The sequence below is a fragment of the Mycolicibacterium sediminis genome, assembly GCF_010731735.1.
GTDB classification, from domain to species: Bacteria; Actinomycetota; Actinomycetes; order Mycobacteriales; family Mycobacteriaceae; genus Mycobacterium; species Mycobacterium sediminis.
Window position 1 is genome coordinate 1,426,407 of record NZ_AP022588.1, and the last position, 23,499, is coordinate 1,449,905.

The following is a 23,499-nucleotide window of genomic DNA, read 5'->3' on the forward strand; positions in this document are numbered from 1 at the left end:
CCATATCCGAATAGGCCCGCCAAGTGGTCATCGGACGGGTCCGCAAGCGCCTGACGTGGGCGGGGTTGAATGGTCCCCGACGACGGGCGGCGGGCCCGGTCCCCGGACGAAGGTGGTGATGGCGGTGGATACGACGCAGCAGCGCGTCGATCCCGCGTCGTACCCGGCCCCCCGCCACGACGTCGTCCTGCTCGACGAGCACGCCGATCAGCCCCGGTCGGTGCTCGGCGCCAAGGGCCACGGGCTGGTCCGGATGGCGCGCATGGGGCTTCCGGTGCCGCCGGCCTTCTGCCTGGCCGTCGAGTGGACGCCGGGCGTCACGCCCGACCCGGCCGGCGTGCTCGACGCCGCGTGGGCCGACGTGCTCGACGGCCTGACCTGGCTCGAGGGCCGCACGGGTGCGACGTTCGGCGCGGGCCCGCGACCGCTGCTGGTGTCGGTGCGCAGCAGCGGGGTGACCTCGATGCCGGGGATGCTGGAGACGGTGCTCGACGTCGGCATCGACGACGCGGTGACCGAGGCGCTGGCCGCCGCCCACTCGGCCGGCTTCGCCGAGGACACCCTGGCCCGCTTCCGGCGGGGGTACCGACGGGCCGTGCACCAGCCGCCGCCCGACGACCCCCGCGACCAGCTGCGGGGCGCGCTGGCCGCCGTCCTGACGTCGTGGTCGTCCGACCGCGTCACCGCCTACCGCCGCCACCACCGGCTCGCCGACGCCGACCGGGCCGCCGTGCTCGTCCAGGCGATGGTCTTCGGCAACCTCGACGCCGACTCGGGCACCGGCGTGCTGTTCACCCGCAACCCCGCGACCGGGTCTCGCGAGCCGTTCGGCGAGTGGCTGCCCACCGGCCAGGGCGAGGACGTGGTGTCCGGCGCGCGGGACTGCGAGTCGCTCGACGCGCTGCGCGCTCGACTCCCGCGGGTGCACGACGACCTGCTCGCGGCGGGTGACCGGCTGGAACGCGACGCCGCCGACGTGCAGGACGTCGAGTTCACCGTCGAGGCGGGTCGGCTGTGGCTGCTGCAGTCGCGGATCGCCCAGCGGTCCGCCCGGGCTGCGGTGCGGCTGGCCCTCGACCTGCACGACGACGGCGCCATCGACGCCGCGGAGGTCGTGGCCCGGGTGACGCCCGCCCAACTGCGCGCCGCGATGGCGCCCACGCTGCCCCCGGAGACGCGGCAGGCCGCGCCGCTGCTGGCCACCGGGCTGCACGCGAGCCCCGGCGTCGCAGCGGGCCGGGTGTGCACCACCAGCGACGCCGCGGCCGACGCCGCCGACGAGGGGCACGACGTCATCCTGGTCCGCCCGACCACCAGCCCGGACGACATGGCGGGCATGGTCGCCGCGCGCGGCATCGTCACCGAAGTCGGCGGCGCGACCAGCCACGCCGCGATCGTGGCCCGCGAACTCGGCCTGCCCGCCGTGGTCGGCTGCGGCCCCGGCCTCGCCGCGTGGGAGGGCCGCGTGGTCACCGTCGACGGGAGTGCGGGGGAGGTCCGCGAGGGTGCGTTGGAGCTGACGGAGTGGACCGCCGACGACACGCCCGAACTGCACCGGCTCGACGGCGTCGCGCGCACGCTGAGCCCGCTGCGCGTCCACCCGGCCGGCGCGTACCCCGTGGTGGCGGCCGACGACGCCGCGGTGGGCTCGGCGATCGACGCGGGGTGGGTGGACGTCGTGTCGCCCGAACCCCTGGTTGCGACGCTGGTGGCGGCCCGTCGAGGATCGACGGCATGAACGACCTCGAGGTGTTGCAGACGGTCCGGCTCAAGGGACGGGTGGCGATCGCCGACGTGGCCGCGGCCCTCGGCGCCGATCCTGGGGCCACCGTCGACCGGCTGGCCGCCGACGGCCTCGTGGTCGCCGGGCCCACGCTGCGCCTGACTCCCGACGGCCGGGTCCGGCTGGCGACGCTGCTCGCCGACGAGCGCGCGACCGTGGACACCGCGGCAGCCGAGTCCGTCTATCGGGACTTCACGCCCGTCAACGCCGACTTCAAGGCGGCGCTGTCGGAGTGGCAGCTGGCACGGGGAAGTGCGCAGGAGGACCCGGCGCGCGACGCCGAGGTGCTCGCCGCCGTCGAGGACGTGCACCGGCGCGTGACGCCCGTCGTCGCCGCCGCGGGCGACGTCCTGCCCCGGCTGCGGCGCTACGCCGACCGGCTTGCCGCGGCGCTGGGCAGGGCCCGCTCCGGCGACCTGACCTGGATCTCCCGCCCGCTCGTCGACTCGTATCACACGGTGTGGTTCGAACTGCACGAGGAACTGATCGGGCTGGCCGGGCGCACCCGCGACGGCGACTGACGCCCCGGTTCGGCCATTCGGCGCATTTCAGCAGTGACCTTGAAAGTGATCTTGCACGCTTGAACCACTCCTGAAATGAGGAAGGTTCAGCCCGCTGCAATTCATCGCTCGCCTCGCACTCACGGCACCTCGCCTGATCCTCGCCGTCGCCGCGCTGCTCGCCGTCGGAGCAGCCGTCTTCGGCATCCACGTCACCAAGTCGCTGTCCGCGGCCGGCTTCCGCGACCCCGGCGCCGAGTCGTCCCGCGTGGCCGATCTGATGGCCACCCGGTTCGGCCAGGGCGACCTGCAGATGGTGTTCACCGTCGACGGTCCCGGCGGTGCCCGCGCCGAGTCGACCCGCGCCGTCGGCCACGACATCGCCGACCAGCTCGACTCCTACCCGTTCGTCGTCGGCGTGCAGTCGGCGTGGACGCTGCCGCCGGCGAGCGCCGACGCGCTCGTCAGCTCCGACGGCTCGACCGGCCTGGTGATCGTCGGCATCACCGGCGGTGGCAGCCAGTCCCAGCGCCACGCGGAGGAACTCGCCGACCAGTTCGCCGGCAGGCACGGCGACGTGACGGTGAATGCGGGTGGACCGGCGATGGCCTACGTCGAGATCAACCGGCAGTCCGAGCGCGACCTGCTGACGATGGAGGCGCTCGCGATCCCGTTCACCTTCCTGGTGCTCGTCGGCGTCTTCGGTGGTCTGCTCGCCGCGTCGATCCCGCTGCTGGTCGGCATCTGGGCGATCGTGGGGTCGACGGCGCTGCTGCGGCTGCTCACCCGGGTGACCGAGGTGTCGACGTTCGCGCTGAACCTGACGATCGCGATGGGGCTGGCGCTGGCCGTCGACTACACGCTGCTGATCGTCAGCCGCTACCGCGAGGAGCGTGCCGCCGGCTCCGACGTGGACACCGCGCTGTGCCAGACGATGGCGACGGCGGGCCGCACCGTGCTGTTCTCCGCCACCACCGTCGGCCTGTCGATGGTGGCGCTGGTGCTGTTCCCGATGTACTTCCTGAAGTCGTTCGCGTACGCCGGCCTGACCGTCGTGGCGCTGACCGCGTTCGCGGCGCTCGTCATCGCGCCCGCCGCGATCGTGGTGCTCGGCGACCGCATCGACGCCCTCGACCTCCGGCCGTTCGCGCGGCGGGCGATCGGCCGACCCGGGCGCGCACCACACGTCGACGGGACGTTCTGGTACCGCACCGCGCGGTTCGCGACCCGGCGGTCGGTGGCCGTCGGCATCGGCGTCACCGTGCTGCTGCTGACGCTCGGCGCGCCCTTCCTGCACGTGAAGTGGGGCTTCCCCGACGAGCGGATGCTGCCCGAGACGGCGTCGGCGCGGCAGGTCGGCGACCAGCTGCGCGACGAGTTCGGCTACAACCCGGCCACGGCCATGACGATCGTGGTGCCGGATGCGGACGGCGTCGGCGGCGCCGAGATCTCGCGCTTCGCCCGCGACCTGTCGGCCACCCGCTACGTGACCTCGGTGTCCGCGCCGACCGGCACGTTCGCCGGCGGCGCGCTGCGCGGTCCGCCGTCGGCGCCCACCGGAATCGTCGACGGCAGTGCGTATCTCACGGTCGCCAGCGACGCGCCGATCGTCACCGACGAGACGCCCACCCCGCTGGACTGGATCCACTCCGTCATCGGACCCGGCGGCCGGGACTTCCTCGTCGGCGGCATCGCGCAGGTGACCCACGACAACGCCGAGGCGATCAGCGCTCGGCTGCCGCTCGTGCTCGCGGTGATCGCCGTCATCACGTTCGTGCTGCTGTTCCTGCTCACCGGGAGCCTGCTGTTACCGATCAAGGCCGTGGTGCTGAACGTGCTGTCGCTGACCGCGACGTTCGGCGCGCTGGTGTGGATCTTCCAGGACGGGGCGCTCGGTGCGCTGGGGACGACGGCGACGGGATCGCTGGTGGCCCACGTGCCGGTGCTGCTGTTCTGCGTGGCGTTCGGGTTGTCGATGGACTACGAGGTGTTCCTCATCTCGCGCATCCGCGAGTACTGGCTCGCGTCCGGGCGCCGGACCAAGGCCGACAACGACGAGGCCATCGCACTCGGGCTCTCGCGCACCGGCCGCATCGTGACGGCCGCCGCGCTGCTGATGGCGATCTCGTTCGCGGCGCTGATGGCGTCGGAGGTGTCGATCATGCGGATGTTCGGCCTCGGGTTGACGCTCGCCGTGCTGATGGACGCCACCCTGGTGCGCATGCTGCTGGTCCCGGCGTTCATGCACCTGATGGGGCCGCGGAACTGGTGGGCGCCCGAGGGTATGGCGCGCTGGCACGACCGCTTCGGGTTGCGCGAGTGCGGACGGGTCGCGCCGCCGCGCCGCATGCTGGGCGGCAGGCACCGGATGCCGCGGGAGTTCGCGCGCTGAACGCACCGTCGAGATGGCGGTGACGCGACGGACGTGCGGGTGAGGGGGCCGTGAGTACCCACTCGACGCTCCGGAGCACCGATCCGGCTGGAGCCGTCAACGTTTGATGACGATCCCTGGCGCGGCACCGCCCGGCGGCTGGTTGGGCGAGCGCTGACGCGGCGGACGTGCGGGTGAGGGGGCCGCGAGTACCCACCCGACGCCAGGGTGCTGTGGGAAGCTGACGCCGTGAGCGACAAGGTGCGTGTGGTGGTGGGCGACGACCATCCGATGTTCCGGGACGGCGTCGTGCGGGCGCTGACCGGCAGCGGGTTGATCGACGTGGTCGCCGAGGCCGACGACGGGATGGCGGCGTTGCAGGCCATCCGCGATCACTCGCCCGTGGTCGCCCTGCTCGACTACCGCATGCCCGGGCTCGACGGCGCCCAGGTCGCGGCCGCGGTCGTGCGCGACCGGCTCCCCACCCGGGTGGTGCTGCTGTCCGCGCACGACGAACCGGCGATCGTGTTCAAGGCGCTGCAGGACGGCGCGGCGGGCTTTCTGCCGAAGGAGTCGAGCCGCTCGGAACTGGTCAACGCCGTGCTGGAGTGCGCCAAGGGCCGCGACGTCGTCGCACCGAGCCTGGCCGCTGGCCTCGCCGGCGAGATCCGCAGGCGCGGAGACAACGACACCCCCACGCTCAGCCCGCGTGAGCGCGAGGTCCTGGTGATGATCGCCACCGGCCGCAGCATTCCGGCGATGGCGAAGGAACTGTTCCTCGCGCCGTCCACGGTCAAGACGCACGTACAGCGGCTCTACGAGAAGCTCGGTGTCAGCGACCGGGGGGCCGCCGTCGCCGAGGCGATGCGGCGCGGGTTGCTGGAATAGCCGTGGCGCTGCACGAGAGTCGGTGGGATCGCACCCTCGGCTACTTCGCCTCGGATCCCGTTCGGGTGTCGGCGTTCCTGCGCTTGCCGCTGATCGTCCTCATCGCGGTGCTGGTGTGGATCTGGGACGTCGACTCGTGGCTGCCCGAGGTGTACGCCATCGTGCTCGGCGTGTACGCCGTCGCAGCCGTCGTGTGGGTGGCGATCGTGATCCGCGGAGGGGTGCCCCGCTGGGCGTCCTGGGCGTCGACGGCGATCGACGTGCTGGTGGTGGTCGTACTGTGCCTGGTGTCCGGTGGCGCGACCGCTGCGCTGCTGCCGGTGTTCTTCCTGCTGCCGATCTCGGTGGCCTTTCAGGACCGTCCCGTGCTGACCGGTGTGCTCGGAATCAGTGCGCCCATCGGGTATCTCGCGGTGTGGATCGTCTACTCGAAGCGCGACGACCACGTCGGTCTGCCCGACATCGTCTACACCCAGGTCGGGTTCCTACTGTGGCTCGCCGTCGCCGTGACCGCGCTGTGCTTCTTCCTGGCCCGCCGTCAAGCGAGAGTGGACGCGCTGCAGGAGGTGCGGCGTCTGCTCGTCGCCGAGGCGATGTCCGCCGACGAACGGCACAACCGCGAGATCGCCGAGCACCTGCACGACGGGCCGCTGCAGAACCTGCTGGCAGCGCGGATGGAGGTCGACGAACTCCGCGAGCGCTCCCCCGACCCGGCACTCGACCTCGTCTACGACGCGCTGCAGCAGACCGCTGCGAGCCTGCGCGCGGGCGTCAGCGAACTGCACCCGCAGGTGCTCGCACAGTTGGGCCTCGAGGCCGGTGTACGAGAACTGCTGCGGCAGTTCCAGAATCGTGGCAGCTACGTCATCGTGGCCGACCTCGACGATGTCGGCAAGCCCGAGTCCCAGGCTCTGATGTACCGCGCCGCGCGGGAACTGCTGGCCAACGTCCACAAGCACGCCCGCGCCACGCACGTCGAGGTCGGACTGCGCCGGGCCGGCGAGCACGTCGTCCTGACGGTCCGCGACGACGGCGCCGGCTTCGACCCGGACCGCATCGCCGACAGGGTGGCCGACGGACACATCGGCCTGGGATCGCTGCTCGCCCGCTTTGACGCGATGGGCGGAGCGATGGAGTTCGACTCGTCGGCCCACGGCACGCTGGTGACCGTCACCTCGCCACCGGAGACGTCCGCTGGGGTCCTTCGCGCCGAACGTTGACTTACGTCACGGATCTGGGCGAAAACCGTGACACCAGCGGACACTCGGCAAGGCTGAGCGGGATCAGCCCGCCAGGCCGCGCGCGATGACGAGGCGCTGAATCTGGTTGGTGCCCTCGAAGATCTGCGTGATCTTCGCCTCGCGCATGAACCGCTCGACGCGGTAGTCGCGGGTGTAGCCGGCGCCGCCGAACACCTGGACGGCGTCGGTGGTGACCTTCATCGCGGCGTCGGTGGCGATGAGCTTCGCGACGCTGGCCTGCGCGCCGTAGGGCAGGCCGCGATCCCGTCGGCGGGCGGCGTCGAGGTAGGTGGCGCGGGCGCTGACCGTGGCGGCCGACATGTCGGCGAGGAGGAACCCGAGGCCCTGGTGGTCGATGATCTTGCGGCCGAACGTCGTCCGCTCGTTAGCGTATCGGGTGGCCTCGTCGAGTGCGGCCTGGGCGATCCCGACGGCCACCGCGGCGATGCCGAGCCGCCCGGAATCCAGTGCGCTGAAGGCGATTTGCAGGCCCTGCCCCTCAGCGCCGATGCGGCGGTCGGCGTCGATGTGCGCGTTGTCGTAGAAGGCGGACGTCGTCGGGATGGCGGCGAGCCCCATCTTCTCCTCGGGCTTGCCAAACGTCAGCCCCGGCAGGTCGCCCGGGACGAGGAAGCAGGAGATGCCCTTCGAGCCCTCGCCGGTCCGCCCGAACAGCGTGTAGAAGTCGGCGATCCCGCCGTGGGTGATCCACGACTTCGACCCGTTCAGCACGTACCCGTCGCCGTCTGCCACGGCGCTGCACCGCAGCGCGGCCGCGTCGGAGCCGGCCTGCGGCTCCGACAGGCTGTAGGCGCCGATCCGGTTGCCCGACAACATGTCCGGCAGCCACCGCTGCTTCTGCTCCTCGGTGCCGAACGCGAGCAGCGGGTGCGACGACAGGCTGTGCACGCTGACCGCGACGGCGACCGCGGCCCACCGGGCGGCGAGTTCCTCGAGTACCTGCAGGTACACCTCGAAGGGCTGACCGCCGCCACCCCACTCCTCGGGTTGCGGCAGGCTCAGCAGCCCGGCGGCGCCGAGCTGGGCGAACAGGCCGTCGGGGTAGGTCTCGCTGCGCTCGTGTTCATCGACTCCTCCGTCGAGGAGCTTGTCGGCGACGTCACGGGTCAGCGCGATCAGCTCGACGGCCTCGTCGGAGGGGAGCAGGCGGTCGACCGGCATGAGTGCGTCTCCTACGGTGATGAGCGCTCGCGCGAAGAACCGTCAGCCGAGCGGGATGCCGCCCACTGTATCGCTGCCCGTCCGTGTGCCCTTGGGCGCTGTGCTCACGCGCTGAGGCCGCCGTCGATGTTCACGGTGGAGCCGGTGATGAAACCGGCTTCGGGCCCGACGAGGAAGGCGACCAGCGCCGCAACCTCACTCGGATCGGCGAATCTGTTCAGCGAGTTCAGCGACTTCTGGAAGTCGCCGTTCGGGCCGTCCGCCGGGTTCATGTCGGTGTCGACGGCACCGGGCTGCACGATGTTCACCGTGATGCGCCGAGGACCCAGGTCGCGGGACCACGCCCGGGTGTACGCCGCCAGTGCGGCCTTCGTCGCCACGTAGTCGCCGATCCCGGGAAATGGCGCCTGCGCCGCGCCGGTCGTCCCGACGGACACGATGCGGCCGCCGTCGGTGAAGTTCAGGACCGCGGCGCGGGTGGTGGCGACGACGCCGACGACGTTGGTCTGCAGTTGGTCGGCGAAGGACGCCTCGTCGCGGTCGGGATCGTCGATCGTTCCGGTTCGGTAGACGCCCGCGCTGTTGACGAGGATGTCGAGCGGTCCGAACGTCGCGACGACGTCGTCGACGAGGCGGGCGCAGGACGCGGGGTCGGCCTGGTCGGCCTGGAACGCCTCGGTACGTGCGCCGTCACTGCGCAGTCTCTCTGCGAGATCGGCGGCCACCCCGGCCGCGCGCGCGTAGCTGAACGCGACGGTGGCCCCGTCCGCGGCGAGGCGGGCGGAGATGGCGGCACCGATGCCCCGAGATCCCCCGGTGACCAGTGCGATCTTCCCGTCGAGCGGCTTCACAGCGCGGTCTCGTCCGAGAGTTGGCCGAGTTGGATCAGGACGCCCACCAGGTCGGCGATGCCCCAGTGGTCGGTGAGCCTGCCCTCGCGTACGCGGAAGACGTCGATGGTGTCGAAGCGGACGGCTCGGCCGGTCGCCGGAACCCCCAGGAACGGACCCTGATGGGTGCCGCTGTAGGTCTTGAACGTCGTCACCTTGTCGCCGTCGACCGTCTGCCAGTGGATGTCGGCGTGGAAGTCGCCGAACGCCGCGCGCAGTCCGGTGTAGAGCGCGCGGACACCGTCCTTGTCTGCGGTCACGCCCCGTTGCGGGGTGTGGTCGGTGAAGTCGTCGGCGAAGATCTCGTCGAACACGGCGAAGTCACCGTCGTTCTGCACGGCCTCGACGTTGCGGCGGACGACGTCTATGGGTGTCGGGTGGGGAGTGCTCAACGGGGGCTCCTGGCTGCGGGCGGACCACGGTTCTGTAACAAGGATGATAAAACCATAGTCCCACCCGTGCCCTGAACGCACCCCGGATGCGCCGCGAACCGAAAGCGGTTGCGCACGAGGCGAACACGAAGTGATGCGCGAGGCGGTCGGGCCCGGATCAGCCCCGGGCGGACCGTCGCGGTGCCCGCGGCCACGCGCCGAGTGCGACGTCCGCCGCAGCCCGCATCGCGTCGGGATCCGCACCGTCCCTAGCGAGTGAGGACAGGCCGCGCAGGACGACGTCGACGTAGTCGGTCAGCGCGTCCACGCTCGAGTCCTCGGGGAGGTCGCCGTCGTCGTGGGCCTGCCGAAGCCGCGTCCGGATCGCGTCGCGCCCGAGTTGGCGCTCGTCGATCAGCACGGGATCGGAGATGACGAAGCATCCCCGCGGTTGAGTGGAACTGCAGTACTCGCGGATGGCGATGTCGAGGATCTTCGCGAACACCTCGCGGGCGGTGCGTTCGCGGAGTCCCGGCGGCACGACGCGGGTCGGGGCTCCCGTGTAGGTGGCGACGGCCTCGTCGAAGAGTTCCTGCTTGCCGCCGAACGCGTTGTACAGACTCGGGGCCGAGATGCCCATCGCCTGGGTCAGGTCGCGGACCGTGGTGCGGTCATAACCCTTCTCCCAGAACAGGTGTAGGGCACTGACCAGCGCCTGCGCGCGGTCGAACTCCGGCGGTCGTGCCATGCGACCATCCTACGGAGGCGCGTCCCCGGGACTGGAAGCGCGGATCAGGCCAGGTCAGGGCGCCGCGACGGTCCGTGGGCCACGCTCCGCGCCGACCGCCAGGGCGGCCATCACCAGCGCGATCCCGAACACCTCGGCGACGGTCGGCCGCTGCGCGAGCACCACGGCACCGACCACGGCGGCCGTCGCGGGCAGCAGTGCCAGCAGCAGCGCGAACCGCGCGCGGCCGATCCGTTTCAGCACCACCTGATCCAGCGCGTAGGGCACCGCCGTCGAGAGCACGCCCACGGCGGTGCCGAGCACCCAGGTGCGCGGGTCGGCGAACACGTGCGCGTCGTCGATCAGCTGGCCGCACAGCAGCGGGGCCGCGAGCAGCACGGCCGCGACCGCGATCCCCACCGCCAGCGAGTCCAGCCCGGCGCCCGCGTCCGCCACCCGCTTGCCCAGCAGGATGTAACCGGCCCACAGTGCGGCGGCCAGCAGGGCGAAGCCCACGCCCGCCGGGTCGACGCCCACCTGCACGCCGGCCACCAGCGCCACGCCTGCCGTGACGAGCGCGACGGCCAGCAGGTCGCGGGGACGTCGGGAGCCCAGCACGGCGACCGCCACCGGACCGACGAACTCGATGGCGACCGCCGTACCCAGCGGGATGCGAGCGATCGACTCGAAGAACGCGACGTTCATGCCGACGGTGACGATGCCGAATCCGCCCGCGACCGCGATTCCACGCCGGGTCCACCGCGTCCGCCACGGCCGTCGCCACGCGAGCAGCGCCACCGCGGCGGCGGCGCAGCGCAGCCACGCGACGGCCGCCGGGTCGGTGGTCTCGAAGAGGAACACCCCGACGGCCGCGCCGACGTACTGCGACACCGCGCCGACGACGAAGAACAGCGGCACCGACCACGACGGGACGCGGACCACGGGGGACTACAGCGCGGCGTTGATCGCGTCCACGCGGTCCTTGGCGTCGCCGAACAGCATCTGGGTGTTCTCGCGGAAGAACAGCGGGTTCTGCACGCCGGCGTAGCCCGAGGCCATGGACCGCTTGAACACGATGACGTTGTCGGCGTTCCACACGGTGAGCACCGGCATGCCCGCGATGGGGCTGCTGGGGTCCTCCGACGCGGCCGGGTTGACGGTGTCGTTGGCGCCGATGACGAGGACGACGGACGTGTCGTCGAAGTCGTCGTTGATCTCGTCCATCTCGAGGACGATGTCGTAGGGCACCTTCGCCTCGGCGAGCAGCACGTTCATGTGGCCGGGCAGGCGACCGGCGACGGGATGGATGCCGAACCGGACGTTCACGCCGCGGTCGCGCAGCTTGCGGGTGAGGTCGGCGACGCCGTACTGGGCCTGCGCGACGGCCATGCCGTAGCCGGGGGTGATGATCACCGAGCTGGCCGAGGTGAGCAGCTCCGCGGCGTTCTCGGCGGTGATCTCGCGGTGCTCGCCGTAGTCCTTGTCCTCGGCGGGGCCGGCCTCGATGCCGAAGCCACCCGCGATGACGGAGATGAACGACCGGTTCATCGCCTTGCACATGATGTAGGACAGGTACGCGCCGGAGGAGCCGACGAGCGCGCCGGTGACGATGAGCAGGTCGTTGGACAGCAGGAAGCCCGACGCCGCGGCGGCCCAGCCGGAGTAGCTGTTGAGCATCGAGACCACGACGGGCATGTCGCCGCCGCCGATCGAGGCGACCAGGTGCCAGCCGAGCAGCAGGGCGAGCACCGTGACGACGATGAGCAGCCACAGCTGCGGGGTGATGACGAACCACACCGTGAGCGCGACGAACAGGACCAGCGCGCCGACGTTGAGGAAGTTCTTGCCGGGCAGCATCAGCGGGGTGGACTTGATGCGCGCTGAGAGCTTGAGGTTCGCGACGATCGACCCGGTGAAGGTGACCGCGCCGATGAACACGCCGATGAAGACCTCGGCGGAGTGGATGCCGAGCAGGTTCTGACCGTCCAGCACCGCGGCCTCGGTGCCGGCGAGGTCGCCCTCGACGTGCAGGTAGCCGTTCCAGCCGACCAGTACCGCGGCGAGGCCGACGAAGCTGTGCAGCAGCGCGATCAGCTCGGGCATGCCGGTCATCTCGACGACGCGGGCGCGCCACAGACCGATCGCGGCGCCGATGACCATCGCCACCGCGAGCAGGCCCAGGCCCAGCGGCTCGATGTGGCGGCTGATGGCCAGGGCGACGGTGGCGACCAGCGCCACGGTCATGCCCGCGATGCCGAACGTGTTGCCTGCGCGCGAGGTTTCGTGCTTGGACAGGCCGGCGAGGGCCAGGATGAACAGCAGGGCCGCGACGACGTAGGCCGCGGTGGCAGTGGTCTCCAGGGTGAACATGACTTAGCTCCTCGAGAACATTGCGAGCATGCGACGCGTCACCGCGAAGCCGCCGAAGACGTTGATGCTGGCCAGCAGGATCGCCACGGCGGCCAGCGCGGTGACGACGGCGTCGCCGTGGCCGATCTGCAGTAGCGCGCCGACGACGATGATCCCGGAGATCGCGTTCGTCACCGACATCAGCGGCGTGTGCAGCGCGTGGTGCACGTGCCCGATGACGTAGTAGCCGATCACGATCGCCAGAGCGAAGACCGTGAGGTGCACCTGCAGGGCCGCGGGGGACAGCGCGATGAGCAGGAACAGCACTGCGGCGGCGATGAACGTGACAGCCAACCGGCGTCCGGCGGTCATCGGTTCCTTGACGGGCTTGGCCTGCACGGGCGCGGCCGCGACGGCGGCGGCCGGCGGGGCGGCGGAGACCTGTACCGGCGGCGGTGGCCAGGTGGTCTCGCCGTCGCGGACGACGGTCACCGACCGCTGCACGACGTCGTCGAAGTCGAGGACGAGCCGGCCGTCCTTCTCCGGGGTGAGCAGCTTGAGCAGGTTGACCAGGTTGGTGCCGTAGAGCTGGGAGGCCGTGGCGGGCAGCCGTCCGGCCAGATCCGTGTAGCCGATGATCGTGACGCCGTTGTCGGTGACGATCGCCTGGTCCTTGACGGTGCCCTCGACGTTCCCGCCGTTGGCCGCGGCCATGTCGACGATCACGCTGCCCGGCTTCATCGAGGCGACCATCTCGGCGGTGATGATGCGCGGCGCGGGGCGGCCGGGGATCAGCGCGGTGGTGATGACGATGTCGACGTCCTGGGCCTGCTCGGCGTAGAGCGCCGCCTCGCGGGCCTTGTAGTCGTCGCCCATCTCCTTGGCGTAGCCGGTGGCCGAGACCTCGGCGGCCTCCTTGTCGACGTAGAGGTACTCCCCGCCGAGCGACTTGACCTGGTCGGCGACCTCGGGCCGCGGGTCGGTGGCACGCACGATGGCGCCCATGCTGCCCGCAGCGCCGATCGCGGCGAGCCCGGCCACGCCGGCGCCGACGACCAGCACCTTCGCGGGCGGCACCTTGCCCGCCGCGGTCACCTGGCCGGTGAAGAACCGGCCGAACGCGTGCGCGGACTCGACGACCGCCCGGTAGCCGGCGATGTTCGCCATCGACGACAGCACGTCGAGGGACTGCGCGCGCGAGATGCGCGGGACGGCGTCCATCGCCAGAACCGTGATCGGGCGGGCGGACAGCTTCTCCACCAGCTCCGGGTTCAGCGCCGGGGAGATGAGGCCGACCAGTGTGGCGTGGTCGGCGAGCCGGGCGATCTCGGTGTCGTCGGGAGCGTTGACCTTGAGCACCACGTCGGCGGTCCAGGGATCGCCGACATCGGCGCCTGCCTCGACGTATGCGGCGTCGGCGAAGCTGGAGGCATCGCCCGCGCCGGACTCGACGACGACGGAGTAGCCCAGCTTGAGTAGCTGCCCGACGGTCTGCGGCGTGGCGGCGACACGCGTCTCACCCGCGTGAGACTCGCGCGGAATCCCGATCTGCATCCGAAGAGTCTCGCATTTTGCTCAGCACGGGCCTGAACACCCCTCTGCCGGTGAGCGATGCGCTCACCGGCTCCGGGGCACCGTCAGGCGACGACCTGGTCGAAGTAGCCCGGGCAGTAGGCGCTGGCGGCCTCGACGACCAGCGTGGCGGCCTGGTCGGCCGAGAGGTCGCTGTTGCCCATGATCGTGGCGCCGATGTCGGTCCCGGACTGGCCGTCGGCCAGCATGTCGCACACCAGGTGGCCGTCGGAGATGGCGGCGCGGTCGGTGGGGTAGACGATGCCGCCGGCGTCGAGGTTGGACAGGAACTCGTAGTCGGCGGTTCCCGCCGCCGCCGTGCCGGCCCCTGCGACGGCGGCCAGGCCGAGCGCTCCTGCGGCGACGGTGGTGGCGGCGATGCGGGCGAGGTGGGTGCGGATCATGTCGGTTCCTTCGCTGTCGTCCCCGCTGTCTGCGAGGTGTGCACACAGCGTCGGACGCACCGCTTGGCGTCTTCTCAACGGATTCTTGGCGTCCCCGCCAGGCGGTCCGGCGGCTACAGCCAGTCGCGGCGCTTGAACGTCACGTAGAGCAGCCCTACCAGCAGCGCGATGATCAGCGTGCTGACCACGAACCCGTGCGTGGTGTCGATGCCCGGGTACTGGACGTTCTGGCCGTAGAAGCCCGTCACGGCGGTCGGTACCGCGATGATCGCGGCCCAGCCGGTGAGCTTCTTCATGACGACGTTCAGCCGGGCGTCCTGCAGCGACAGGTTGGTCTCGAACACAGTGGTAACCATGTCGCGCAGTGACTCCGTCCATTCCGAGGCGCGCAACACGTGGTCGTACAGGTCGGCGTAGAGGGGGTCCAGCTCGGGCGAGGTCCTGGCGTCGAGGCGGCGGTGCTGGATGGCGCTCACCACCTCCCGCATCGGCAGCACGACGCGGCGCAGGTCCACCAGGTCCTTGCGGAGCCGAAACGTCCTGCGCTGCAGTCCCCGTGAGGGCCCGCCCTCGGCGAACAGCTCGTCCTCCAGCGCCTCGATGGCGTCGTCGAGCGCCTGCACGGCCTCGAAGTGCCCGTCGACGACGACGTCGAGGAGACCATGCACCAGCGCGCCGACCCCGTGGTTCTGGCCGCCGAGTTCGTCGAACCGGTCGGACACCGTGGTGACGTCGAAGTCCGCCGTCCCCGCCACCGGCGGCAGCCGCACCGTGATCAGCCCCCGGGGCAGCACGAAGGCCGAGATGCGGTGCTTGACCAGCAGCGAGGTGGTGTCGTCGACGGGTGGCACCGCGTCGACGGCGTAGACGGTGAAGAACGTGTGCGTCGGGTAGACGCTCGCCTTGGCCCGCTCCTTGGGGGCGGTGGCGTCTTCGACGGCCCAGGAGTTGAGACCCAGTTCGGCGGCGAGGTCGTCGAGCGCGGCCCGGTCGGGGTCGTAGACGTCGGCCCACACCAGTTCGTCCTCCGACGCGAGGCAGTCCGAGATGGCGTGGAAGGAGAAGCCGTCCTGTGGTCGGCCGTTGCGCCACACCCGGCCGCGTACCTCGGTCACGCGACCATCATGCTCCCCGGCGCGGCCGGTGCCGGGCTTGGTCTCGATCCGGCACCGGAAGCGCAACGACATGGGCCGAGGTGCTGTGTACGGGCGCGGCGAGGCGGACGATCCATGCATGAGCCTGGTGGTCGAACGTGGCAAGACCCGCTGTCCCAGCTGCGTCGCATTCGCCGACTATTCGTTCGTCGAATGTGGCCCGGACACAATGGAGTACGAGGTGCGCTGCGGGCAGTGCGGCGAGGTCTACCGCGAGGTGACGTCGACCGAGCTGCTCCCGCTGCTGACCGACGCCGAGATCTACGTCTACACGCCCTACAGCGAGCGCGTCCGCGCCCAGCCGTGGCTGCGCGTCGTGGCGACCGGACGACGCACCCGGCTGTTGGCGCTGGAGGCAGCGGCCGCGGCCCGCGACGCGCTGGGCGACGCCCGCGACGCCCTGGGTCAACTGCCCAAGCGTCTCCCGCAGTCGCCGCTGCGCGAACTCGAGGCGGGACGCGGCGCCGCGCACGCCGTCTGACCGATCCCCCGCCGGCAGCCGAAACCGTGCTGCCGGCGCGGGATTCGAGCGTCAGAGCTTGCCGCGGAGTTCCTTGAGGGTGCGCTCCAGGATGCGCGAGACGTGCATCTGCGACACACCGATCCGCTCGGCGATCTGGCTCTGCGTCATCGAGTCGAAGAAGCGCAGGTACAGGATCGTCCGCTCGCGTTCGGGGAGCGCGGCGATCAGCGGCCGCACCGACTCCTGGTCGGTGATCCTGGCGAAGGCCGGGTCGGGACCGCCGACGGTGTCCTGGAGCATGCGGGCGTCGCCGTCGTCGCCGCCGCCCATCGGCGCGTCGATCGAATGCGTGCGGTAGGCGGCCGACGCGACCAGGCTCTCCACGACGTCCTGACGGTCGATGCCGAGGTACTCGGCCAGCTCGCTGGGCGTCGGTGCGCGGCCCAGCGACTGCGTCATGTCGGACATCGCCCGCGTGAGCTGGACGTGGCGGTCCTTCAGCCGGCGCGGGACGTGCATCGCCCAGCCGTGGTCGCGGAAGTGGCGACGGACCTCGCCCATCATCGTCGGCACCGCGAAGGACAGGAAGCCTGCGCCCTTCTCGGGGTCGAAGCGCTTGACGGCGTTGACCAGGCCCAGTCGCGCGATCTGCGTCAGGTCCTCGAGGTCCTCGCCGCGCCTGTCGTAGTGCCGGGCGATGTGCTCGGCCAGCGGCAGGCAGCGGGTGACGATGGCGTCGCGCTGACGCCGGAAGGCCGGTGAGTCCTCGTCGAGGGTGTTGAGCACCCGGAACATGTCGATGACGTCGGCGTACTCGTCGTTGTCGTTGGTGCGTTCCGGCGCGACCCGTACGGCGGGCTCGACGTCGATGGTGTGGATCGTCGTCATCTCGACGGACGTCTCGGTCAACGTGTCGGCGCCGGCCACGGCTTCGAGTTCGATGGTCACGAGGTACCCCCGACGGCGCACGCGGAGGTGGTGGTCACGGTGGTGACGTGGGTGTGGTCGTTCATGGGACGAACCCCTTAGGAGTGTCCTGATGCAGCCGTGATGGAGCGCTTGGCTGCATCAATCCGTCTTCAAACGGAACCGGCGATCTGCCGTAGTCGCTGAACGATGGCGGGCGCCAGAACTCGCGTGGGTCTACACGAGGTACTCGCCTCGCAGGAGACTCTACGAGGTAGGCGCTGCCGGACCATCGCGGTGCGGCGTGCGTTGACCGCTTCTAACTAAACGGCGAAGTGTCCAGGAGGACGTGGTCAACGATACGCCCCGTCACCCGATACCGATACCCCCGGTGTTACCGGCAGGTTTACAACCCTGAGCAGCGGGCATTGATTTTCCCGACGCTGTAGCCCGACGGCGAGGACATTTCTTTCCGCGAAAGGCCAACGTGACCACTGCGATCTCCTACCCGGTCGAACTCGTTCCCGCCGACGTCTACCGTCCCCAAGAAGACTCCCAACTGCTCGTCGACGTGATGGAGAGGCATGCGCCTCCCGCCGGTCTCCGTGTCGCCGACCTCTGCACCGGCAGCGGTTTCGTGGCCATCTCGGCCGCGCTGCGCGGGGCGGCCTCGGTGACCGCCTTCGACCTCTCCGCACAGGCCGTGAGGACGGCGAGGGCGAACGCCGTCGCCGCGGACGTCGAGGTCGACGTCCACCTCGGGCACTGGGCCCGGGCCGCCGAGTTCAAGCCCTTCGATCTCGTGCTGAGCAACCCGCCCTACGTGCCGGTCGACGAAGACGAGGCGGCGTCGGTCCCCGAGTCCGCGGGCCCCTCCCTGGCCTTCGACGCCGGCATCGACGGGCGACTGGTGCTCGACCCGCTGTGCGAGCACGCCCCCAAGCTCCTGGCTCCCGGTGGCACGCTGCTCGTCGTCCACTCCGAGTTCGCCGACGTCGACCGGACCGTCGAGTGCCTGCGGGCCGCGGGACTGCGCTCGGAAGTGGTTACCAGCCAGCGCATTCCGTTCGGGCCGGTCATGACGGCACGTGCCGGCTGGCTGGAGCGCACCGGTCGGCTCGAGGCGGGCCGACGCGTCGAGCGCATCGCGGTGGTCGCTGCGGTCAAGCCGTGAGCGATGACGCGCGCGTCGTGCGCATGGCCAAGTCCGGTCCCATGATGGTCGAGGGCCCGGTCCGGATCGAGATGGAGGACGGTCGGGTCGTGGAGTCCGACCGTTTCATGGTCGCGATCTGTACGTGCAAGCGCAGCAAGATCTACCCGCTGTGCGACACCAGCCATCGAAAGAAGTTGCGCGCCAAGAACTGACGGGTACCGACACCACGGTGGGCGACGGATTTCCGTCGCCCACCGTGGTCTTTGGTCGTGTACTCAGTCCTCGAGTGGGCGGCGCAGTGACGTCTGGCCGGCCGTCCAGCACGCCACCATGTGGTCGGCCAGGCGATCCTCGACGAACTCGAAGGCACGGATGCCGAAGACGACGTCGTCCTCCAGATCGGGTTCGCGCGCCACCAGGTCACCGACGACGTCGGCGCGCACGATCTGCTCGTGCACCGCGTCGGCTTCGACGTGCTCGGCGTAGAAGCGAATGGCTTCCGCCGGCGCACCCAAGGTCTCGAGCGCACGCACCATCCGCTGCGAGCCGGAGGGGGACGTGATCTCGGTGGCCGCGAAGTGGCCGATCGTCGACCCGCGCAGCGCTCGGTGCAGACCGAACAGCGACATCAGGTTGACCGCGACGAGCGACTCGGCGACCGCGTAATCGAGATAGCCCAGATACGAGTTGTCCAGCCCCACCGCGGCGAGCAGATCGGCGAACAACTGCTGGTGCACCTCGGAGGGCCGGCCCCCGCCGAACTCGTCGAACTCTACGGCGACGAACGCGGCCTTGGCCCGGCCCCGCAGGCGTGGGATCGCCCAGGCGTGCGGGTCGCCCTCCTTGAGGTGGTAGATCGAGCGGTGCACGAAGTACTCCTGCATGTGCTCCCACGTTCCCTCGCTGCCGAGGAACCAGGTGGGACCGTTACCCGACGTCGGCTCGAGCGACAGGCGGGCCATCTCGGCCTCGACGCCGTCGTCTGCCTCGATCGGACCGACGTCGCGGCGCAGTGCCGCGAGGAAGGCGTCCTCCATGCGGCCGCGCAGGTGCAGCAAGCCGGCGTTCCACTCCCAGCGGGAGTCGACGCCCGCGAAGCCCTGGTAGTGCAGTTCGTAGCAGACGGCCAGTGCCAGTTGCAGATCCAGGCCGTAGGGGTCGGCGTCGCCCAGCGAGGTCTCGATGCGCTGCAGGTGCCCGTGCGGGGCGCGCTCGGCGACCAGATCGATCACGGTCGACGACAGGGGCCCGCGGGCGCTCGGCAGGCGCGGTTGCGTAGTCGGTTGAGCAAGTGTCACCTCCCGGTACTACCCGGGCCGGTGCCGGCAAAACCCCTCGGGAGGCGACTAAAAATCGTCACGAGTGCAGGTCTACGCCATTTCCGCGCCGTGGGATTGGATACCGGGATGCGCGTGACACCGCTCGCCGACCCCTGCTGTCGCTGACCGCGTTCCCGTCCAGCACCAGCTCCCGAAAGTCGTAGGTAGGCAGTGTCCGTTTTCGTCGACATCACCCCCGACGAGTCGCGTCTCGACTCTCCGGGCAGACCCACGTCGCGGCGCCGAGGCCGGTCGCTGCTGACCAAGGCCGTGCTCCCGCTGCTCTCGGTCGTCGTGTTCGGCGGCGTCTGGCAGCTCGTCGCCGCCAGCGGCATCTGGAATCAGACCTTCGTGCCGTACCCCAGCACGGTGTGGCAGGCCTTCATCGACGTCTCCACCACGCACGACGGCGTCCGCGGCTACGCGGGCTACCTGCTGTGGGAGCACCTCTACATGACGATCCGGCGGGTGCTGGCCGGTGTCGTGATCGGCATCGTCCTCGGCGTGCTGCTGGGCCTGGTGATGGGGTCGGTCGGCTGGGTGCGCAGCGTGCTCGAGCCGTGGCTGACCTTCCTCCGCGCCCTTCCCCCGCTGGCGTACTTCTTCCTGCTGGTGATCTGGCTCGGCATCGACGAGGCGCCGAAGATCACGCTGCTGGCCCTCGCCGCGCTGCCGCCCGCCGCGGTCGCCACCACGGCCGCCGTCGTGTCGGCGCCGGTCGGCCTGCAGGAGGCGGCCCGCGCGCTGGGCGCGTCCCGCACGCAGGTCATCCGCGACGTCGTCATCCCGTCCGCGCTGCCCGAGACGTTCACCGGCATCCGCCTCGCCGTCGGCATGGCCTATTCATCCGTGGTCGCCGCCGAGCTGTTCAACGGCATCCCCGGCGTCGGCGGCCTGGTCAAGGACGCGAGCAACTACAACAACACCCCCGTGGTTTTGGTCGGCATCTTCGCCATCGGATTCTCGGGCCTGATCATCGACGGTCTACTTCGCGCCGCTGAACGGCGCGCCGTCCCCTGGAGAGGAAAGATCTGATGAAGCTGAAGGCACTCCTGGCCGCCGCGGCGGTCACGACGATCGCACTGTCGGGCTGCGCGGTCGACAACTCCGGCAGCGACTCGACCAAGGAGACCATCCGGATCGGCTACCAGTCGTTCCCGAGCGGCGACCTCATCGTCAAGCAGAACAAGTGGCTGGAGGAGGCGCTGCCGAACTACAACGTCAAGTGGATCAAGTTCGACTCCGGCGCCGACGTGAACACCGCCTTCATTGCCAAGGAACTCGACTTCGGCGCGCTGGGCTCCAGCCCCGTCGCCCGCGGCCTGTCCGCGCCGCTGAACATTCCCTACCAGGTGGCGTTCGTCCTCGACGTGGCCGGCGACAACGAGGCGCTGGTGGTGCGCAACGAATCCGGGGTGAACACGATCCCCGAGCTGCGCGGCAAGCGCATCGCGACGCCGTTCGCGTCGACCGCGCACTACAGCCTGCTGGCCGCACTGGCCCAGAACGGATTGTCCGCCAGCGACGTTCAGCTCGTCGACCTGCAGCCGCAAGCCATTCTGGCCGCCTGGGAGCGCGGCGACATCGACGCCGCGTACACCTGGCTGCCGACGCTGAACGACCTGCGCAAGACGGGTAAGGACCTCATCACCAGCCGCCAGCTGGCGAAGGACGGCAAGCCGACGCTGGACCTGGGCGCGGTGCGCACCGAGTTCGCCGACGCCCACCCCGACGTCGTCGACGCGTGGCGCCAGCAGGAGGCCCGTGCCCTGGACGTGATCGCCGACGACCCGGCCGCGGCCGCCAAGGCCATCGCCGCCGAGGTCGGTCTCACCCCCGAGGATCTCGAGGGACAGCTCAAGCAGGGCGTCTACCTGACCCCCGCAGAGGTGGCCTCGCCGGAATGGCTCGGATCCGAGGGCAAGCCCGGCAACATCGCCGCCAACCTGGAGAGTGCCTCGAAGTTCCTGGCCGAGCAGAAGCAGATTCCAGAAGCCGCGCCGCTCAAGACCTTCCAGGACGCCATCTACACCAAGGGTCTGCCCGATGCCCTCAAGCAGTGACGTCGGTACCCAGCGCGGCGGTCTGAGGATCGCGGGCGTCGAGCACCGGTACGGCGAGGGCCGCGATCAGGTGACAGCGCTCGGACCGGTCGACCTGGACGTGGAGCCCGGGGCGTTCCTGGTGCTGGTCGGCGCGTCCGGCTGCGGCAAGAGCACGCTGCTGCGCCTGATCGCGGGCTTCGAGGAGCCGTCGTCCGGCGAGGTGAAGATCTCCGGCGGTGCACCGACGCCGGGCGTCACCTCGGGCGTGGTGTTCCAGCAGCCGCGGCTCTTCCCGTGGCGCACCGTCGGCGGGAACGTCGACCTCGCACTCAAATACGCGAACGTGCCGCGCGAGCGCCGCACCGAGCGACGCGACCAGCTGCTCGCGCGGGTCGGACTCGAGGGCACCGCCGGCCGCAAGATCTGGGAGATCAGCGGCGGGCAGCAGCAGCGCGTCGCGATCGCCCGCGCCCTGGCCGCGGAGACGCCGCTGTTCCTGCTCGACGAGCCGTTCGCCGCGCTCGACGCGCTGACCCGCGAGCGGCTGCAGGAGGACGTCCGTCAGGTCAGCGCGGAGACCGGTCGCACCACGGTGTTCGTCACGCACAGCGCCGACGAGGCCGCGTTCCTCGGTTCCCGCATCGTGGTGCTGACCCGTCGACCGGGCCAGGTCGCGCTGGATCTGCCGGTGGACCTGCCCCGCACCGGCATCGACCCGGACGAGCTGCGCCGTTCCCCGGAGTACACCCGGCTGCGCGCCGAGGTGGGTCGAGCCGTCAAGGCCGCCGCCGCCTGACCCGCCGGCGCGTGGATCATGGGATGTGTGCACATCCTGGACCGACGATGACCGACAGCACGTTCGCGACCCGGACGGGTGACCTGCCGGGCTACCTCGCGGTGCCCGACGGCCCCGGACCGTGGCCCGGCGTGGTGGTCATCCACGACGTGGGCGGCCTGACCGACGACATCCGTCGGCACGCCGACCGCCTGGCCGCCGCCGGCTTCCTCGCCGCGGCGCCGAACCTGTACCGCGGCAACGCCATCCGCTGCGTGGTGAGCATGCTGCGCTCGCTGAAGACCGGTGTCGGCCCGGCGGTCGACGACGTCGAGGCGGTGCGCGACATGCTCGCGGAGGATCCGAGGTGCACGGGCCGGATCGGCGCGGTGGGGTTCTGCATCGGGGGTGGCATGTGCCTGGTGCTGGCTCCGCGCGGGTCGTTCGTCGCGACGGCGCCCAACTACGGCAACTGGCCCGCCGACGTCGACTCCCTGCGACGGGCCTGCCCGGTCGTCGCGAGCTACGGCGCCGACGATCCGACGCTGAAGGGTGCCGCCGCGAAGTTGTCGGCACTGCTCGAGGACGCCGGGGTCGCGCACGACGTCGAAGAGTATCCGGGGGTCGGCCACTCGTTCATGAACGACTGGCGCTCGGCGCCACTGCGTCTGCGCATCTTCGAGATGGTGCCCGGGTTCCGCTACTCCGAGCCGGCGGCCGACGACGCGTGGCGCAGGATCGTCGACTTCTTCGGCGAGCACCTCGCGGGACCCGAGTCGTGAGGGTGGTGGCCATCCATACCGCGCCCGGGCGCCGGCTTCCGGTGAAGGCGGTCGAGTCCGTTCAGGCGGAGGAGAACCGCGGGCTGGTGGGCGACCGCTATCACGGGACGAAACGCATGCACGTCACCATCCAATCGCGCGAGATGCTGGACCTCGCCGCCGTGGAACTGGGCCGCGAGATCGACAGCGGCGGCACCCGGCGCAACGTGACGGTCGACGCGGGGGAGATCCCGACGAAGCCCGGGACGCGGATGACGATCGGCGACGTCCACCTCGAGGTGCTGCGGGTGTCGCCGCCGTGCCGACTGCTCGACGACGACATCGGCCGCGGGGCGGCTGCGGCGTTGAGCCGACGGACGGGTTCGGTGTGCCGACTGCTGTCCTCGGGGACGATCAGCGTCGGCGACGAGGTGACGGTGGTGGCGGCGGACTAGACCGGCGGGTACGCGGGGGGCGGGTAGACGCCGCGCAGACCCCAGGGGAGGAACTGGAAGAAGTATTCGATCTCGTCACTCGCGTCGTAATCCGGGTTCGGATCCATCAGTGCCTCCCAGCAACGGGCCTTCGGTTGGCTCGAGTCTAGACCTCGGGCAGACGCGGCGGGTACCCGATTCGAGCCTG

25 protein-coding genes are annotated in these 23,499 nt (G+C 70.7%); 13 read left to right on the forward strand and 12 right to left on the reverse strand.

What is annotated here, in order from left to right; all coding sequences use genetic code 11:
* Positions 1 to 118 precede the first annotated feature (118 nt).
* From G6N64_RS06920 to G6N64_RS06940, 5 genes are all read left to right on the forward strand, one after another.
* Entirely contained in the window at positions 119 to 1,738 is a 1,620-nt protein-coding gene (locus G6N64_RS06920; protein WP_163796207.1) for a pyruvate, phosphate dikinase, read from the forward strand.
* A complete protein-coding gene (locus tag G6N64_RS06925) occupies positions 1,735 to 2,304 on the forward strand; it encodes a MarR family transcriptional regulator (RefSeq protein ID WP_163796208.1) in 570 nt (189 codons plus the stop codon). The genes G6N64_RS06920 and G6N64_RS06925 overlap by 4 nt, the downstream gene beginning before the upstream one ends.
* Before the next feature lie 94 nt (positions 2,305 to 2,398).
* A complete protein-coding gene (locus G6N64_RS06930) occupies positions 2,399 to 4,675 on the forward strand; it encodes an MMPL family transporter (protein WP_163801490.1) in 2,277 nt (758 codons plus the stop codon).
* 228 nt (positions 4,676 to 4,903) lie between these two features.
* Positions 4,904 to 5,542, forward strand: a complete 639-nt coding sequence (locus tag G6N64_RS06935) for a response regulator (protein ID WP_163796209.1) — start codon at positions 4,904 to 4,906, stop codon at positions 5,540 to 5,542.
* 2 nt (positions 5,543 to 5,544) lie between these two features.
* On the forward strand, positions 5,545 to 6,762 hold the full coding sequence (locus tag G6N64_RS06940) for a sensor histidine kinase (protein WP_246230991.1): 1,218 nt from the start codon (positions 5,545 to 5,547) through the stop codon (positions 6,760 to 6,762).
* Between the two features lie 63 nt (positions 6,763 to 6,825).
* Here G6N64_RS06940 and G6N64_RS06945 read toward each other — a convergent pair whose 3' ends face one another.
* From G6N64_RS06945 to G6N64_RS06985, 9 genes are all read right to left on the reverse strand, one after another.
* Positions 6,826 to 7,965 (reverse strand): acyl-CoA dehydrogenase family protein, encoded by a 1,140-nt coding sequence (locus tag G6N64_RS06945; protein WP_163796210.1) that lies wholly within the window; start codon positions 7,963 to 7,965, stop codon positions 6,826 to 6,828.
* Between the two features lie 104 nt (positions 7,966 to 8,069).
* Entirely contained in the window at positions 8,070 to 8,816 is a 747-nt protein-coding gene (locus G6N64_RS06950) for an SDR family NAD(P)-dependent oxidoreductase (protein WP_163796211.1), read from the reverse strand.
* Positions 8,813 to 9,247, reverse strand: a complete 435-nt coding sequence (locus tag G6N64_RS30160) for an ester cyclase (RefSeq protein WP_163796212.1) — start codon at positions 9,245 to 9,247, stop codon at positions 8,813 to 8,815. The genes G6N64_RS06950 and G6N64_RS30160 overlap by 4 nt, the downstream gene beginning before the upstream one ends.
* A 157-nt stretch (positions 9,248 to 9,404) precedes the next feature.
* On the reverse strand, positions 9,405 to 9,974 hold the full coding sequence (locus G6N64_RS06960; protein ID WP_163796213.1) for a TetR/AcrR family transcriptional regulator: 570 nt from the start codon (positions 9,972 to 9,974) through the stop codon (positions 9,405 to 9,407).
* A 54-nt stretch (positions 9,975 to 10,028) separates the two neighbouring features.
* The gene (locus tag G6N64_RS06965; RefSeq protein ID WP_246230992.1) at positions 10,029 to 10,895 is read right to left on the reverse strand and encodes an EamA family transporter; all 867 of its coding nucleotides are present in this window, start codon (positions 10,893 to 10,895) and stop codon (positions 10,029 to 10,031) included.
* Between the two features lie 6 nt (positions 10,896 to 10,901).
* Positions 10,902 to 12,323 (reverse strand): Re/Si-specific NAD(P)(+) transhydrogenase subunit beta, encoded by a 1,422-nt coding sequence (gene pntB, locus G6N64_RS06970; protein ID WP_163796214.1) that lies wholly within the window; start codon positions 12,321 to 12,323, stop codon positions 10,902 to 10,904.
* 3 nt (positions 12,324 to 12,326) lie between these two features.
* Positions 12,327 to 13,856, reverse strand: a complete 1,530-nt coding sequence (locus tag G6N64_RS06975; protein WP_163796215.1) for a Re/Si-specific NAD(P)(+) transhydrogenase subunit alpha — start codon at positions 13,854 to 13,856, stop codon at positions 12,327 to 12,329.
* Between the two features lie 83 nt (positions 13,857 to 13,939).
* The gene (locus G6N64_RS06980) at positions 13,940 to 14,278 is read right to left on the reverse strand and encodes a DUF732 domain-containing protein (RefSeq protein ID WP_163796216.1); all 339 of its coding nucleotides are present in this window, start codon (positions 14,276 to 14,278) and stop codon (positions 13,940 to 13,942) included.
* A 113-nt stretch (positions 14,279 to 14,391) separates the two neighbouring features.
* A complete protein-coding gene (locus tag G6N64_RS06985; RefSeq protein ID WP_163796217.1) occupies positions 14,392 to 15,393 on the reverse strand; it encodes a magnesium transporter CorA family protein in 1,002 nt (333 codons plus the stop codon).
* A gap of 118 nt (positions 15,394 to 15,511) precedes the next feature.
* Between G6N64_RS06985 and G6N64_RS06990 the strand changes: the two genes are divergently transcribed.
* Complete coding sequence (locus G6N64_RS06990) at positions 15,512 to 15,913, forward strand: hypothetical protein (RefSeq protein WP_163794981.1); 402 nt, start codon at positions 15,512 to 15,514, stop codon at positions 15,911 to 15,913.
* A 51-nt stretch (positions 15,914 to 15,964) separates the two neighbouring features.
* Here G6N64_RS06990 and G6N64_RS06995 read toward each other — a convergent pair whose 3' ends face one another.
* Positions 15,965 to 16,783, reverse strand: a complete 819-nt coding sequence (locus tag G6N64_RS06995) for a SigB/SigF/SigG family RNA polymerase sigma factor (protein ID WP_163801493.1) — start codon at positions 16,781 to 16,783, stop codon at positions 15,965 to 15,967.
* Between the two features lie 505 nt (positions 16,784 to 17,288).
* Here G6N64_RS06995 and G6N64_RS07000 point away from each other — a divergent pair.
* Positions 17,289 to 17,975 carry a HemK2/MTQ2 family protein methyltransferase gene (locus G6N64_RS07000; protein ID WP_163796218.1) on the forward strand — a complete coding sequence of 229 codons (687 nt, stop codon included), beginning with the start codon at positions 17,289 to 17,291 and terminating at the stop codon, positions 17,973 to 17,975.
* A 23-nt stretch (positions 17,976 to 17,998) separates the two neighbouring features.
* A complete protein-coding gene (locus G6N64_RS07005; RefSeq protein WP_163801494.1) occupies positions 17,999 to 18,169 on the forward strand; it encodes a CDGSH iron-sulfur domain-containing protein in 171 nt (56 codons plus the stop codon).
* 63 nt (positions 18,170 to 18,232) lie between these two features.
* Here the strand turns inward: G6N64_RS07005 and G6N64_RS07010 are convergent, their stop codons facing one another.
* Positions 18,233 to 19,255, reverse strand: a complete 1,023-nt coding sequence (locus tag G6N64_RS07010) for an iron-containing redox enzyme family protein (RefSeq protein WP_163796219.1) — start codon at positions 19,253 to 19,255, stop codon at positions 18,233 to 18,235.
* 192 nt (positions 19,256 to 19,447) lie between these two features.
* Between G6N64_RS07010 and G6N64_RS07015 the strand changes: the two genes are divergently transcribed.
* From G6N64_RS07015 to G6N64_RS07035, 5 genes are read left to right on the forward strand one after another with little or no spacing between them, the layout of a single operon-like run.
* The gene (locus tag G6N64_RS07015; RefSeq protein WP_163796220.1) at positions 19,448 to 20,311 is read left to right on the forward strand and encodes an ABC transporter permease; all 864 of its coding nucleotides are present in this window, start codon (positions 19,448 to 19,450) and stop codon (positions 20,309 to 20,311) included.
* On the forward strand, positions 20,311 to 21,339 hold the full coding sequence (locus tag G6N64_RS07020; RefSeq protein ID WP_163796221.1) for a taurine ABC transporter substrate-binding protein: 1,029 nt from the start codon (positions 20,311 to 20,313) through the stop codon (positions 21,337 to 21,339). Before G6N64_RS07015 ends, G6N64_RS07020 begins: the two co-directional genes overlap by 1 nt.
* The gene (locus tag G6N64_RS07025; protein WP_163796222.1) at positions 21,323 to 22,117 is read left to right on the forward strand and encodes an ABC transporter ATP-binding protein; all 795 of its coding nucleotides are present in this window, start codon (positions 21,323 to 21,325) and stop codon (positions 22,115 to 22,117) included. Before G6N64_RS07020 ends, G6N64_RS07025 begins: the two co-directional genes overlap by 17 nt.
* A gap of 47 nt (positions 22,118 to 22,164) precedes the next feature.
* Positions 22,165 to 22,878 carry a dienelactone hydrolase family protein gene (locus G6N64_RS07030; protein ID WP_163796223.1) on the forward strand — a complete coding sequence of 238 codons (714 nt, stop codon included), beginning with the start codon at positions 22,165 to 22,167 and terminating at the stop codon, positions 22,876 to 22,878.
* A 5-nt stretch (positions 22,879 to 22,883) separates the two neighbouring features.
* Entirely contained in the window at positions 22,884 to 23,312 is a 429-nt protein-coding gene (locus G6N64_RS07035; protein ID WP_246230994.1) for an MOSC domain-containing protein, read from the forward strand.
* Here G6N64_RS07035 and G6N64_RS07040 read toward each other — a convergent pair.
* On the reverse strand, positions 23,309 to 23,422 hold the full coding sequence (locus G6N64_RS07040; protein WP_174266930.1) for a hypothetical protein: 114 nt from the start codon (positions 23,420 to 23,422) through the stop codon (positions 23,309 to 23,311). The genes G6N64_RS07035 and G6N64_RS07040 overlap by 4 nt on opposite strands.
* Between the last annotated feature and the right edge of the window lie 77 nt (positions 23,423 to 23,499).